Genomic DNA, 12,652 nt, shown 5'->3' with positions numbered 1-12,652 from the left:
GCAGTACGCCTCGCACCGTCCTCGGATGCTCGACCCGTTGTTCTACTGACAGCAAGCAAGGACCTGCCGTACGGTCACGCGCAGGTCCTTGCCGACTATCTCGCAGAATTACTCTGATGTCCTAGTATTTCACTAGAGCATCAATTGCTCACATATTGAGACCGCAACTTGTGCTTGACGAGCTTTCCTGTAGCGGTCCTAGGCAATTCGTCGGCAAAGTCAATGCTTCTCGGAGCTTTGAAATGTGCGACCTGACTGCGAACGTATTCCAGCAATTCCTCGGCGACATGGGCACCAGGCTCGATTCCCTCCGCTAGTTGGACAACCGCCTTGACCTGCTCACCCATTTCCTCGTCGGGAACACCGATGACCGCCACGTCGAACACCTTCGGGTGCAAAGTAAGGATGTTCTCGGACTCCTGTGGGTAGATATTCACACCACCGGAGATAATCGTGAACGCGGCGCGGTCGGTCAGATAAAGGAAACGCTCGGAGTCGATATAGCCGATATCTCCACTCGTCGTCCACGTCGGATGATCCGGATGCTGCGCGGCAGCCGTTTTCTCGGGATCATTGTGATACCGGAACGGCAAAGTCTCCCGCTCCCAGAACACGGTACCGATCTCGCCGACCGGAAGATCGCGCCCGGCGTCGTCACAGATGTGCACGATCCCCATCACTCCGTCACGCCCGACGGAACCCGGATGCGACAAGGCCTGCTCACTGTTGATGAAGGTAGCGCCCGAACCCTCGGTCGAGGCGTAGTACTCGTAGATCACCGGCCCCCACCAGTCGATCATTGCCGTCTTCACTTCGGGCGGGCAGGGAGCAGCAGCGTGAATGGCGACCTTCACCGTCGAGACGTCGTAACGATCACGGGTCTCCTTCGGAAGTTTCAACATTCGAACGAACATCGTCGGTACCCACTGACTGTGCGTCACAGCGTATTTACCGATCAACTCCAGCGCGGTTTCGGCTTCGAATGCATCCATCAAGATCACGGTTCCGCCGACCGAATTGATCACGCCGCAAAAACGCAGGGGCGCCGCGTGATAGACCGGAGCCGGGCACAAATAGACTGTGTCGGAATCGAACCCGTACATCGGTGCGAACACCGCGGTGTACGGATCCATGGTGGTGTTCACCTCACCCTCCGGGAGATCTCCTTTGATCCCCTTCGGCCTGCCGGTCGTTCCCGACGAATACAGCATGTCAGCCCCACGCGGCTGCGAGTCGAGTGGAGCAGCGGACTGCGCATCGACCGCGTCTTCGTAGTCGTCGAAGCCCTCGAGGGCGCCGCCGTACACCAATCGGTGCCGCACGCGTGGAATCAGCTTCTCGTCCAACGGAACTGCTGCGGACGCCTGCCCCGACGCCACCAGAATTGTCGCCTCGCAGTCGTCGACGATGTAGGCAGCCTCCGCAGCCGTGAGATGCCAGTTCACCGCGGTGATGTAGAGGCCGGATCTCAACGCTGCCCAGTACACCTCGAACGCCCGGAGATCGTTGTTCGAGATGAGAGCGACGTGGTCCCCAGGCTTGGCACCGACACTTCGGAAGTATCGCGCCAACTGCGTCGACCGTTCGTCGAGTTCCCGATAGGTGATGGACTCACCCGTCGCAGGGCGAATGACGGCGGGCTTGTCCGGTGTGGACTGGACAAAATTTCCTGGAAACACGAAGACTCCTCTGTCGGTGACGACAACGCCGCGTGAGCCTGATTCGGCGTCGACAATCCTGGTCTACCACAGGAACTCTGCCACCCTCGGAGGTTTGGCGACACCGACTCGAAGCATGGGAATGCCCGCTCACTTATCCGCCGGGACATACAGTGAGGAGAACCGCACCGTCCGAAACAGGAGATGTCCACATGAGTGGTTGGCCCCAGGACTCAGTAGTCGACGCATTGACCGAGGAATGGAGAGTCATCGACGCACTGCTGGCCGAACTCGACGGCGATCAGTGGTTGGCACCGTCGAACCTTCCGGGGTGGACGGTTCACGACATCGTGTCCCATCTGATCGGTACGGAATCACTGCTCTCGGGCATCAATCCGCCGTCGATCAATCTGGACGTGCACGCATTGCCCCACGTCCACAACGAGATTGCGGCGTTCAACGAGCGCTGGGTCGAAGGCCTGCGGCGGACACCGCACTCGGACCTGCTGACCCGATATCGCGAGATCACCGCCGAACGAACCGAAGCGCTGCGCTCGATGACCAGCGCGGACTGGGACGCCGAGACACAAACACCGGTCGGTCTTGCGCCCTATGGCCGGTTCATGCGTATTCGGACCTTCGACTGTTGGATGCACGAACTCGACATCAGAGATGCAGTTGGCATTCCGGGTGAGGAAGGCGGATTGCGCGCGGAGACTGCATTCGGCGAAATCACCAGCGCGCTCGGATTCGTCGTCGGAAAACGAGGAAAGGCGCCAGAGGGAGCACGGATCACTTTCGAACTCGAAGGGCCACTTGCCCGTTCACTTCACGTCTCGGTCGACGCGCGAGCAACACTCGTCCCGGAGTTGGACGGTCCGGCGACCACGACCATCTCGATGAGCTCACCGCTCTTCACCCGAATTGCCGGTGGCCGCGTCCACGCGTCGGATCACCGAACCGACATCTCGCTTCGCGGTGACACCACGGTGGGCACACGCGTCGTCGACAATCTGGCGTTCACGATTTGAGGGCTGGGTGGGTAGGTCGCGAAGGTACTGAGAAGTGAAACTGTTTCTCTCGTCCTACCGATTCGGCGACCACCGCGAGGCTTTTGTCGATCTCGTAGGCCGCGGCGCTCGCATCGCGGTCATCGCCGCGGCTGCAGATTCGTGGCCCGCCAATGCCCGCAGTTCAGCCGTCACCAGCGAATTGACTCCGCTACGGGCAGCGGGCTTCACCGCAGAGGAAGTGGATGTCCGAGACTTCCTGGGTGCATCGGAAGCACTGGAACTCCGGCTCCGCGAATTCGACTGCCTGTGGGTTCGCGGCGGAAACACGTTCGTCCTGCGAGCTCAGCTAGCTCGAAGTGGCGCTGACAGGGTCATCGAGATGCTGGTTCGTTCAGGCGTCGTGGCCTATGCGGGATACAGCGCCGGAGCGTGCCTGGCGACTCCGACTCTGATCGGGCTGGACGCGTCGGACGACCCCGCTGAAGTCATGCCAACGTGCGGTATCGACCCGATCTGGTCCGGGCTCGCGCTGATCGACTTCGCGATAGTGCCGCACGGCGGCGATTCGCTACTCGAAGATCCACAGGTGACTGCGCGGACGGTTGCGACCCTGACCACGGCGGGCGCGCAATTCACCGTGCTTACAGATCACGAGGTGATACTCGTCGACCGTTGATGTAACGCAGACGGTTGATCTTGACGCAGACTGAGCAGTCGACTCGGCCCGACCGGATCAGCCGTGCTCTGCCACCGCGGTTCCGGCTGCCGGCGACTGACGCTCGAGCCTCGTCCACGCGATCTCCCAGCGCTTGACAGAGACCTCGTCAGCGTCCTCGAGAAGGGCGTCGAGGAGCAGGCGTGGATTTTCGCGCCATGCCAGTTCAGCGGCATGGACTTCCGCAGCCGAGAACAACCCGGAAGCCTCGAGATCACGAATCCATTCGCAGATCTCGCCTCGGTGAATCCGTGCGATGGTCTCGTATCCCAGACCTTCGTCAAGGAAGTCGTACGAAAAAATTGCGGCAAAGTAACTGTTCGACTCACGCTGCCCGAAAATCATGTGCGTTCCTTCCTCGAAGTTGTCCGACGAAGACTCGAAATCGAACCGTTGAGCAGCGACGCCAAAGTTTTTTTGGCGAAGTTGTAACGCTTCTTCTATCCCCGACGATTCAAACGCTAACCCCCCGAGCGGGTCTTTGGGATCACGTCCGAGAAACGATCTGATGACCAACGCAATACCCCTGGGGTTTCCGGCCACTCGCACCCATCATCGACACGCAACCAGCGCGCCGCTGACCTGCAATTTGCCCGTTTCAGGCCCTCCACTTAATCCATCCGAACAGACGACAAAAAACTTTGTGACCGGTCCCACATATTGGGATAGTTACGATCGTGATGCATATGTATCACCCGTTGTGGGCACAAAAGTACGGGCAAATCGGCACGTACAGACCAGTTTTGTTCGTTCTCCATGGCGACGAAGGCCCCTTGAACGGTCGTCCAGTTGTAGTTGCGCTAAGTAACGGATCCCACGTCGGCAACCGATATTGCGGACGGCCTGCCAGGTAGCGTGCTCCAGAGAACGTAGACGCGGCGCGGCGCAACCGGCCGCCCTTTCGAAACGGAGCCCGAAGATGACCGAGACAGTGGCGCACAATCCCGCGGAAACGCGTTTCGAGATCCGAGTCGACGGCGAACTCGCCGGTTTCGCCGAGTACTCGGACCATTCCGGCGTCCGTGATTTCCACCACACGGTGACCTATCCGCAGTTTCGTGGGCGCGGGCTTGCCGCCATCGTGGTGCGTGAAGCGCTCGATCAGACCCGGAACGAGGGATTGAAGATCCTTCCGACGTGCTCGTACGTCGAGAAGTTTGTTGCGGAGAACCCCGTCTACCAGGCATAACCGAACGAGAACGGCCGGCGAAAAACCAGTCGCGAACCTGCAGACCCCGCTGCTAGCGTCGATGGTGCCGTCGTCGAAATCCTGGGCGGCACCATCTCGGGGAAGGAAAGAACGTGGTCGCCTCAGCAGATCGGCGTCCACCTGCGTCCACGGACGTAGCTATCCCCAGCTATCTCCCTCTCGTACTGGTCAATCTCGCGACGCTGTTCTCGGCGATCGGCAACGGTATCGCCATCGTCGTGCTCCCCTGGCTGGTTCTCGAACGAACCGGTAAGGCTACCGACGCGGCGATAGTTGCCGGCGCAGCAGCCATTCCGCTACTCGTGTCGAGCCTGTTTTCGGGGACATTCGTCGACAAGTTCGGACGCCGTCGAACGTCGATGATTTCCGACGCTCTCTCTGCGATGTCCGTTGCAGCGATTCCGATCATCGCGGCCACCGCGGGCTTGACGATCCCGGTGATTGCGGCGTTGGCCGCACTCGGCGCCGTGTTCGACCCCGCCGGAATGGCGGCGAGGGAGTCCATGCTGCCTGCAGCGACTCGGACCGCCAAGTGGAAGCTCGATCGAACCAACAGTGTGTACGAGGCCAACTTCAACGTCGCGTATCTGATCGGCCCTGGCATCGGCGGTGTCCTCATCGCAACGATCGGAGCGGTGAACACGCTCTGGGTCACGGCGGCAGGTTTTGTGTTCTCGATAGTCGTGGTCGCCTTCATCCGGCTTCCCGGCGCCGGAGTGCCCGAACACGAACACCGTCCGAAATCGATCTGGCACGGCACACTCGACGGTCTTCGGTTCGTCTGGAACAACAAACTGCTGCGCACCCTGGCGCTGATCGACATGGCAGTCGTCGCGCTCTACATGCCTGTGGAGAGTGTCGTATTCCCGGTGTACTTCACAGAGTTGGATCAACCGGCCCAACTCGGATCGGTGTTGATGGCCTTGGCGATCGGCGGCATCATCGGCTCTCTCGCGTACGCCCCACTGGCGCCGATCATGTCCCGGCGGCTGATCATGATTTTTGCCGTCGCCGTTCTCGGCATAGCGATGCTGGCCATGGCGCTCCTACCTCCACTGTGGGTGATCCTCGTACTTGCCGGACTGCAGGGCCTCGTCTACGGACCAGTCGGCCCGATCGCCAACTACGCCATGCAGACGCACAGCCCGGAGCACATGCGTGGACGCGTCGTCGGTGTCATGACGTCGACGGCCTACGCCGCCGGCCCGCTCGGCTACCTCGCGGTCGGCCCGCTGCTCGATCAACTCGGAATCGCGTCGACCTTTGTGGCCCTGTCGATTCCGATCATCCTGATCGCCGCAGTCTGTGCCTCTCTGCCGGTGCTTCGCGAACTGGATCGTCCGCGGCACTCGACCGACGTCAGTTGAACCCCATCACGTCGTTGCCCCAGGCGACGCGCAATCCGTGATCGGGGTCGCTGACGAGGGTGTCGGCGGAGTCGATCAACAGCGTCGACCGCTTCTCTTCCTCGTACGGCGCCCAGTGCTTCGAGCCGTCGAGGGCCGCCGGCACGGCATGCCTGGCGAAGGCCAACCATCGCCGTTGGATACGGCCGGCCACCTCCATCGCGGCCTTCCGACCGCCGAGCCAAAACGTGGGGTCGACGTTCAGGGTTCCGAAATTGCCGAATACATAAGGTAATTCGGTCGCGTGGCCCGCGCCGATCCGCGCCGCCTTGAGCATCGGCGTCGCGTGATCGAAGCGGTAGACCCATGTAGGGGAATGCCTGCAGTGCGCGTCTGCGATCCAGAGGGTCGGCATGCGAAACGCAGCGTCCCGTGACAGTGCCAGCGCGCCACTCGGTTTCGCATGGTCAGGGTAAGCCGACATGATCTCGGCAAGTTTGGTCGCGGAGATGTCGGGGTGATCGTCGGCCAGTAATTGGAGCATTGCCTCGACGGACTGCGCACTCACCGGCATCAGCGGAGACTTCATGAACTTGAAGATCGACGCCTCGTCCTTGTTGGAACCGATGATCAGTGGGATTCGGTGCGCGTAACCCTTCTGGAAAGCCGCAACCGGGTAGTGCGGCACCAGATCGCGATCGACAACGGGTGCCATCGCCAAAGTTCCCGGAATCCGGGTCGGAATTTCGTTGACCAAATCATCGCTTGCCTTGACGAGCAGTTCCAGATCCGTGGTCAGCAGATCGCCTGCGTCTTCGGGGTCGATCGAGAGCAGTTCGAGAAACCGCTCCGCCACGGTCTTGGCGCGCTCGGCCCCGTAGACGGAGGTCGCGGGCGGACTCTGGGCAATCGCACGATGGAACAGGCCTTCGGCGCTCGGACAGGTCATGAGCGTCGTGATGGATCCTGCGCCGGAGGACTCACCGAACACGGTCACCGCACTCGGGTCACCACCGAAGGCGTCGATGTTGTCTCGAACCCATTCGAGTGCCGCAATCTGGTCTCGCAGACCACAGTTCGATTCGAAAACAGTATCCGCGGTGGAGAATGCAGACAGGTCCAGGAATCCGAGTGCGCCGACGCGATAGTTGAAGGAGACGAGAACGACGTCACCGGTTTCAGCCAGATGACGGCCGTCGTAGATCGTTTGGGCGGCGGACCCGAGGCAGTAGGCGCCGCCGTGAATCCACACCATCACCGGTCGCGGCGTGGCGTCGGGTCGCGGGGCCCAGACGTTGATCGACAGGCAGTCCTCGTCGATTTTGAAGGCCCGATCGATCGGAACCGCCGGACTCTGGCCTTGCGGCGCGATCGGCCCGAACTCACGACAGTCGCGCACCCCGTCCCACGGCTGTGCGGGTTGTGGCGCTCGGAACCTCCGCTCACCCACCGGCGCCGCTGCGTAGGGCATGCCCTTCCACGCGAATACACCGCCATCCGGATACCCGCGGGCTTCTCCGCCTCGCGCCCGGATCACCAGAGTTCCGTCCTCGCCGAGATTTGGTCGAACGTCGGTCTCCATGTCTGAATCCCCTCCCGACCCGCGCGTGTGGCAATCAAGACCAAACCTACCAATCTCGGACGGGTGTGCGCCGAGTACGCAACCCCTCGGTGTTAAGGTCGCCTAGTTCTGACACGGGGTGCTCCGCATGGGCGGGGCTGAGAACACACCCGGGAACCTGATCAGGTAATGCTGACGAAGGGATGTCATGGCTACTACGCAGCCTGCATACAATTCTGCCGAAAACTCGGTGGCCACAGCGCCGTCGACGGATCGGTTCACAGATCGACTCTGGGCCGAGACGAAGGCCCTCCGCGAGTCGATCGACTCACTGGAGTTCCTCCGCCGCCTCGGCGACGGAACATTGCCTCTCGACGCGTTCCGCACGTACATCGAGCAGGACAAGCTTTATCTCGAGGGGTATTCGAAAGCGTTGTCCCTGGTCGCGGCCCATGCCCCGGATCCGCAGTCCGCGGGCTTCTGGTCGAATTCCGCGTCCACGGCAGCGACAGTGGAATCTGCGCTTCACGACGGACTTCTCACCGGTGGAATTCTTCCAGCGGGATCGGGAAGGCTCAAGCATTCGCAGGCCTGCCTGGGATACGTCTCGTATCTGACGGCGACTGCAGCAACTGCGCCTTACCCGGTCTCCGCAGCGGCAGTACTCCCCTGCTTCTGGATCTACGCCGAGGTCGGCCGCGATCTTGCCGCTTCAGCGCGCGAGGTACTCGACGCCGATCCGTCGCATCCGTACGCACAGTGGGTCACGACCTACGACGCACCCGAATTCCACGAGTCGGTGGCGCAGGCCCGCGTACTGGTCGATGCTGCGGCCGAAGCTGCCACCGAGACAGAGCGTGAGGCGATGAGTGAAGCATTCCGCATCGCCAGCCGCTATGAGCTGATGTTCTGGGATTCCGCACTCCACCAGCAGCCTTGGCCGGCGTCGTGATGTCGTTTGCGGCGCTGCGCCGCACGCTTGCCACGTCTGCCGCGATCGCAGCCGCGTTCACAGTTCTGACCGGATGCGCCTCTGACACCGGCTCTTCCGACGGGACCATTCGGTTCGCACTCGACTGGACACCGAACACGAACCACACCGGTTTGTACGTAGCACTCCAAGAGGGCTACTTCGAGGACGCCGGCCTGGACGTCTCGATCCTGCCGTACAACAACACCTCGCCCGACACCCTGGTCGATGCCGGCAATGCCGAGTTCGGCATCAGCACACAGAGTCAGGCCACGTTCGCCCGTGCAGCCGGCGCCGCCACGACGTCCGTCATCGCGCCACTTCAGCACCGCGCCACCGGCATCGGCGTGAAGGCGGATCGTGCGGACATCACGCGCCCACGTGATCTCGACGGGAAGACGTACGCCGGGTTCGGCGATCCCGGCGAAGTCGAAACGCTGCAGCAGATCATCCGCAACGACGGCGGGACCGGGAACTTCACGACGGTCACGCTCGGAACTTCCGCGTACGAAGCCGTGTACTCGGGCCAGGCAGACTTCACCGTCTCCTACTTTGCGTGGGAAGGCCTCGAAGCGGAGCGAAACGGAACTCCGATGCGGTACTTCCAGTACACCGATTACGGCTTCCCCGATGCATATTCGATCGTGATCAACGGCAACCAGCAGTGGTTGAAAGACCATCCCGACGAGGCACGCAAGTTCGTCAAAGCCGTTCAACGCGGATATCAGACTGCTGCCGACAACCCGGACCGGGCCGCGCAGGATCTCATCGACGCGAACCCCGGAGCTTTCACCGACGAAGACCTCGTGCGTGAGAGTCAGCGGATGCTCGCCGCCGACTACATGAAAGACGCCAACGGCGTCGTGGGCGCCCAGAATCTCGAAACCTGGTCGGGCTACTCGGGATTCCTCTTCGAGAACGGATTGCTCGCCGGACCCGACGGGAAGCCGTTGACCCAGAAGCCGGACTGGTCGGAGTACTTCACCAATGAGTATCTCGACGCGTCCTGACGTGAGCGGACGGTTGGTCTCGACCATGCGGCGGGCGCTTCCCGCGCTCGCCGTGGTGGTGCTCCTCGTGGCGGCGTGGCAGATCTACGTCGAGATCAGTGGGATTCGGCCGCAAGTACTTCCGTCTCCGGGGCGCGTTCTGTCCCAGGGGTGGGACAACCGCGAGATCATCTCCGGCCACGCCTGGTCGACATTGCAGGTCACGTTGGTCGGCTTCACTGTTTCATTGGTGTTGGCCTGGATTCTTGCCGTGGTCGTGGACTTTTCGCCGTGGTTGTCACGCGCGCTGGTACCACTTTTTGTCGTCTCGCAGACGCTGCCGATCATCGCCATCGCGCCGCTGATGATCATCTGGTTCGGCTTCGGGTTGTTGCCGAAGGTGTTGGTGATCGCCCTTGCGACGTTCTTCCCCATGACCATCGGACTCATCGAGGGATTTGCCGCAGCCGACCGGGAAGCGGGCGCTCTCCTGCGCAGTATGGGCAGCACTCGCTGGCAGGAGTTCAGATACGTTCGCCTTCCTTCGGCAATTCCGCGATTCTTCACTGCCCTCCGCATCGGCATCACGTATGCGGTCGTGGGTGCGGTGTTCTCCGAATACGTCGGCGCTACTTCCGGTTTGGGTATCTACATGAGCACCCAGAAGAACTCCTTCCGCACCGACCTGGTGTTGGCGGCCGTACTTGTGACCGCGTTGATCAGCGTCACGCTGTACTTGCTGACGTTCGCCATCGAGCGCATCGTTGCACCATGGGCGATGAACGAAAGGTCGCGGACATGACTGACCCGATGGTCGAGGATGCAATGGTCGAAATCCAGGACCTGACCAAGAGGTTCGACACGGCCGGAGAATCGCGTCTCGTGCTCGATTCGGTGTCCTTTGGTGCCGACGCGGGCGAATTCGTGTCGGTGATCGGGCCGAGCGGCTGCGGCAAGAGCACGATCTTCAACGTCCTGGCCGGGCTCGAATCCCCGACCGCGGGTTCGGTCCGTGTGGGCACGCGCGCAACGGAATCCGAACCAGCCACCGAGGTGCATACCGCGTACATGCCGCAGAAAGATCTTCTGTTCCCTTGGCGTTCGGTATTGGACAACACGGCCCTCGGTTTGGAAGTGCAGGGAGTCGGCAAGAAGGAAGCACGCGAGCGCGCTCGCGAGTTGTTCCCGGCGTTCGGACTGTCCGGATTCGAGGACGCCCGGCCGTCACAACTGTCCGGCGGCATGCGCCAGCGAGCGGCGATGCTGCGCACCGTTGTTCAGGGCAAACCTGTCCTGCTGCTCGACGAGCCGTTCGGCGCACTGGACTCGTTGACCCGCACCGAGATGCAGGCCTGGCTACAAGACGTGTGGCAGCAGTACCGGTGGACCGTGCTGATGATCACCCACGATATTCGTGAAGCGATCTATCTGTCCGATCGCGTGGTCGTTCTGTCGGCGAGGCCGGCAACGGTCAGGTGCGTCGTCGACGTTCCCTTGCCGAGGCCACGCGAACTGGACATGATCACCTCGCCCGAGTTCGCCGACGTCGAGCGTGAACTGCTTGCCGTACTCCACGACGAGACGCGCAAGTCGCTACACCCCTAGCGGTTACTGACAATGCGCTGAGAGCGCGCCGATTTCACCTGCCGTTCAAGAGAAAGTGCATCGCAACGGTGCAACTTCGCGTAGGATGTCGCGGCGCGTTCGCCCAAAACGCCTTAATATCAGCAAGATCCGAACGCTCGACACGCAATCCGCCAACGCTGCACAATTCTCTGTACTCTTCGGTAACGTACACTCGGTCGCCTACGAGACCAACGGCCAGAAGGTAACTGGACGGTAAAGCGGAATCGTGGAGGCACAGTCAGCGCAACAGATTTGGAAAGGGACAGCGTGAGCACACTGCAGTCAGGTCAGAGCCTCGGAGTCGGCCAGGAACTCAAGTCCGACAACGGCGCATACACCCTCACCTTGCAGGACGACGGCAACCTGGTTCTGTCCGAGGGCGGACAGGCTGTTTGGGCCGCAGGCACCAACGGATCCGGCGCCAACCGCGCCGAGGTGCAGGCTGACGGAAACTTCGTCATCTACAAGGACTCCGACGCCGTGTGGGCATCGCAGACCGCAGGCAACGACGGTGCCTCCCTCTCGGTTCAGGACGATCGCAACGTCGTTCTGTCCGTCGGCGGAAATGCTCTGTGGTCTTCGGACACTGCAATCGCAGCGCCGGCCGCCGAGGCTGCCCCGGAGCCCGCTCCGGCACCCGAGCCCGAGCCTGCCCCCGCCGCTCCGGCAGCGCAGAGCTACACCGTCGAAAGCGGCGACACCCTGTGGGCGATCGCAGAGCGTTTCTACGGTGACGGCAACCAGTACCAGCGCATCGCGGATGCAAACGGCATCCCGAACCCGGATCTCATCAACGCCGGTCAGGTACTGACGATCCCCGCCTGATTCACTGCTTGACCTGGCCCTGGGTGCCGACGTCCGCGTCGGCACCCAGGGCCTTTTGTGTTCTACGCCACACAGATTCGCGTCCCGCCCAGCAGACCCTGATACTCCATTGCGGCATCTTTTCGCCTACAGTACTTCCGTACTGCTCCCGAAGGACAGGTGTGCATGAAAGACAGAACAGTCATGATCGGCGCTGTCGCAGTGGCCGCTCTTTCTCTGACATCAGGCCTCGTTTTCGGCGGAGCAGCCGGCGCATTCGGTGCCGGCGGCCCTGTGGTGAAGCCTCCCACTCTGGTCTCGTCGGTTTCCGTGGAGTCCGTCGCCGGGATCGAACCGGCCGCGTTCTACAGCTCGGTTGCAGTCCCCACGGTTGTCATCCCGCCGACGCCGACCTGGCGAATCGCCGACGAGACGACTGCTCCTCGTAATCAGCCGCTTGTGGTGACCGCGACAAGCACGAGCTCCGCCACCTCGACTACGACGGCCACCAGTACGACAACACCCGTCTCATCCACCACAACTGCGTCGGCTACCGCGACCTCGTCACCGACCGCGACGGCCACAACCACCAAGACCAGCACCACCCCCGTTGTCACGACCGGGTCCACGCCGCCCGTCGTCGAGGTCTCGCCCGTTCTCGCCGGATAACCCTCGCTCTTTCGCCCGCACACCGCCTGGCGTGACGGCGGTTACAGGCACACTTCAGTCGCCGCTCTCGAATAACCGATCTACCTGCAAC

Annotated in this window: 13 protein-coding genes and 1 riboswitch; of the genes, 10 read left to right on the top strand and 3 right to left on the bottom strand. The window is 61.8% G+C overall.

Going from position 1 to position 12,652, the window contains the following annotated elements; genetic code table 11:
• Positions 1 to 140: 140 nt before the first annotated feature.
• Positions 141 to 1,679, bottom strand: a complete 1,539-nt coding sequence (locus P3G66_RS26105; RefSeq protein ID WP_276117325.1) for an AMP-binding protein — start codon at positions 1,677 to 1,679, stop codon at positions 141 to 143.
• A 191-nt stretch (positions 1,680 to 1,870) separates the two neighbouring features.
• Here P3G66_RS26105 and P3G66_RS26100 point away from each other — a divergent pair, with 191 nt between their 5' ends.
• Positions 1,871 to 2,689 (top strand): maleylpyruvate isomerase family mycothiol-dependent enzyme, encoded by an 819-nt coding sequence (locus tag P3G66_RS26100; RefSeq protein WP_003941328.1) that lies wholly within the window; start codon positions 1,871 to 1,873, stop codon positions 2,687 to 2,689.
• Between the two features lie 34 nt (positions 2,690 to 2,723).
• Positions 2,724 to 3,347 (top strand): Type 1 glutamine amidotransferase-like domain-containing protein, encoded by a 624-nt coding sequence (locus P3G66_RS26095; RefSeq protein ID WP_050657071.1) that lies wholly within the window; start codon positions 2,724 to 2,726, stop codon positions 3,345 to 3,347.
• A 57-nt stretch (positions 3,348 to 3,404) separates the two neighbouring features.
• Here P3G66_RS26095 and P3G66_RS26090 read toward each other — a convergent pair whose 3' ends face one another.
• Positions 3,405 to 3,731: a hypothetical protein gene (locus tag P3G66_RS26090; protein ID WP_003941297.1), complete on the bottom strand. Its 327-nt coding sequence runs from the start codon at positions 3,729 to 3,731 to the stop codon at positions 3,405 to 3,407.
• Between the two features lie 574 nt (positions 3,732 to 4,305).
• Between P3G66_RS26090 and P3G66_RS26085 the strand changes: the two genes are divergently transcribed.
• Both P3G66_RS26085 and P3G66_RS26080 read left to right on the top strand, forming a co-directional pair.
• Entirely contained in the window at positions 4,306 to 4,575 is a 270-nt protein-coding gene (locus P3G66_RS26085; RefSeq protein ID WP_007726096.1) for a GNAT family N-acetyltransferase, read from the top strand.
• Positions 4,576 to 4,736: 161 nt separating this feature from the next.
• Positions 4,737 to 5,963, top strand: a complete 1,227-nt coding sequence (locus P3G66_RS26080; protein ID WP_039972654.1) for an MFS transporter — start codon at positions 4,737 to 4,739, stop codon at positions 5,961 to 5,963.
• Here the strand turns inward: P3G66_RS26080 and P3G66_RS26075 are convergent.
• The gene (locus tag P3G66_RS26075) at positions 5,956 to 7,524 is read right to left on the bottom strand and encodes a carboxylesterase/lipase family protein (RefSeq protein WP_030536828.1); all 1,569 of its coding nucleotides are present in this window, start codon (positions 7,522 to 7,524) and stop codon (positions 5,956 to 5,958) included. The genes P3G66_RS26080 and P3G66_RS26075 overlap by 8 nt on opposite strands.
• A 104-nt stretch (positions 7,525 to 7,628) precedes the next feature.
• Positions 7,629 to 7,724, top strand: a riboswitch (TPP riboswitch).
• Here P3G66_RS26075 and P3G66_RS26070 point away from each other — a divergent pair.
• The 6 genes from P3G66_RS26070 to P3G66_RS26045 all read left to right on the top strand — a co-directional run bounded on the left by P3G66_RS26070 (position 7,712) and on the right by P3G66_RS26045 (position 12,561).
• Positions 7,712 to 8,455 carry a TenA family protein gene (locus P3G66_RS26070; protein ID WP_275232604.1) on the top strand — a complete coding sequence of 248 codons (744 nt, stop codon included), beginning with the start codon at positions 7,712 to 7,714 and terminating at the stop codon, positions 8,453 to 8,455. It overlaps the preceding riboswitch by 13 nt.
• Complete coding sequence (locus P3G66_RS26065) at positions 8,455 to 9,483, top strand: ABC transporter substrate-binding protein (RefSeq protein ID WP_215516003.1); 1,029 nt, start codon at positions 8,455 to 8,457, stop codon at positions 9,481 to 9,483. The genes P3G66_RS26070 and P3G66_RS26065 overlap by 1 nt, the downstream gene beginning before the upstream one ends.
• A complete protein-coding gene (locus P3G66_RS26060) occupies positions 9,461 to 10,264 on the top strand; it encodes an ABC transporter permease (RefSeq protein ID WP_003941393.1) in 804 nt (267 codons plus the stop codon). Before P3G66_RS26065 ends, P3G66_RS26060 begins: the two co-directional genes overlap by 23 nt.
• An 8-nt stretch (positions 10,265 to 10,272) precedes the next feature.
• The gene (locus P3G66_RS26055) at positions 10,273 to 11,067 is read left to right on the top strand and encodes an ABC transporter ATP-binding protein (protein WP_030536826.1); all 795 of its coding nucleotides are present in this window, start codon (positions 10,273 to 10,275) and stop codon (positions 11,065 to 11,067) included.
• Positions 11,068 to 11,355: 288 nt separating this feature from the next.
• Positions 11,356 to 11,913 carry a LysM peptidoglycan-binding domain-containing protein gene (locus P3G66_RS26050; RefSeq protein WP_030536825.1) on the top strand — a complete coding sequence of 186 codons (558 nt, stop codon included), beginning with the start codon at positions 11,356 to 11,358 and terminating at the stop codon, positions 11,911 to 11,913.
• Between the two features lie 165 nt (positions 11,914 to 12,078).
• A complete protein-coding gene (locus P3G66_RS26045) occupies positions 12,079 to 12,561 on the top strand; it encodes a hypothetical protein (RefSeq protein WP_003941346.1) in 483 nt (160 codons plus the stop codon).
• Positions 12,562 to 12,652 lie beyond the last annotated feature (91 nt).

The organism is Rhodococcus sp. C3V (assembly GCF_029269915.1).
In the GTDB taxonomy this organism is placed as follows: domain Bacteria; phylum Actinomycetota; class Actinomycetes; order Mycobacteriales; family Mycobacteriaceae; genus Rhodococcus_F; species Rhodococcus_F qingshengii.
This window is presented reverse-complemented; position numbering and strand designations above follow the sequence as displayed.

Excerpts from the sequence above, each read along its gene's own strand:
- P3G66_RS26100 (WP_003941328.1), top strand. The coding sequence starts at position 1,871 with ATGAGTGGTTGGCCCCAGGACTCAGTAGTCGACGCATTGACCGAGGAA.
- P3G66_RS26075 (WP_030536828.1), bottom strand. The coding sequence starts at position 7,524 with ATGGAGACCGACGTTCGACCAAATCTCGGCGAGGACGGAACTCTGGTG.
- P3G66_RS26085 (WP_007726096.1), top strand. The coding sequence starts at position 4,306 with ATGACCGAGACAGTGGCGCACAATCCCGCGGAAACGCGTTTCGAGATC.
- P3G66_RS26045 (WP_003941346.1), top strand. The coding sequence starts at position 12,079 with ATGAAAGACAGAACAGTCATGATCGGCGCTGTCGCAGTGGCCGCTCTT.
- P3G66_RS26060 (WP_003941393.1), top strand. The coding sequence starts at position 9,461 with ATGAGTATCTCGACGCGTCCTGACGTGAGCGGACGGTTGGTCTCGACC.
- P3G66_RS26065 (WP_215516003.1), top strand. The coding sequence starts at position 8,455 with ATGTCGTTTGCGGCGCTGCGCCGCACGCTTGCCACGTCTGCCGCGATC.
- P3G66_RS26070 (WP_275232604.1), top strand. The coding sequence starts at position 7,712 with ATGGCTACTACGCAGCCTGCATACAATTCTGCCGAAAACTCGGTGGCC.
- P3G66_RS26055 (WP_030536826.1), top strand. The coding sequence starts at position 10,273 with ATGGTCGAGGATGCAATGGTCGAAATCCAGGACCTGACCAAGAGGTTC.
- P3G66_RS26090 (WP_003941297.1), bottom strand. The coding sequence starts at position 3,731 with ATGATTTTCGGGCAGCGTGAGTCGAACAGTTACTTTGCCGCAATTTTT.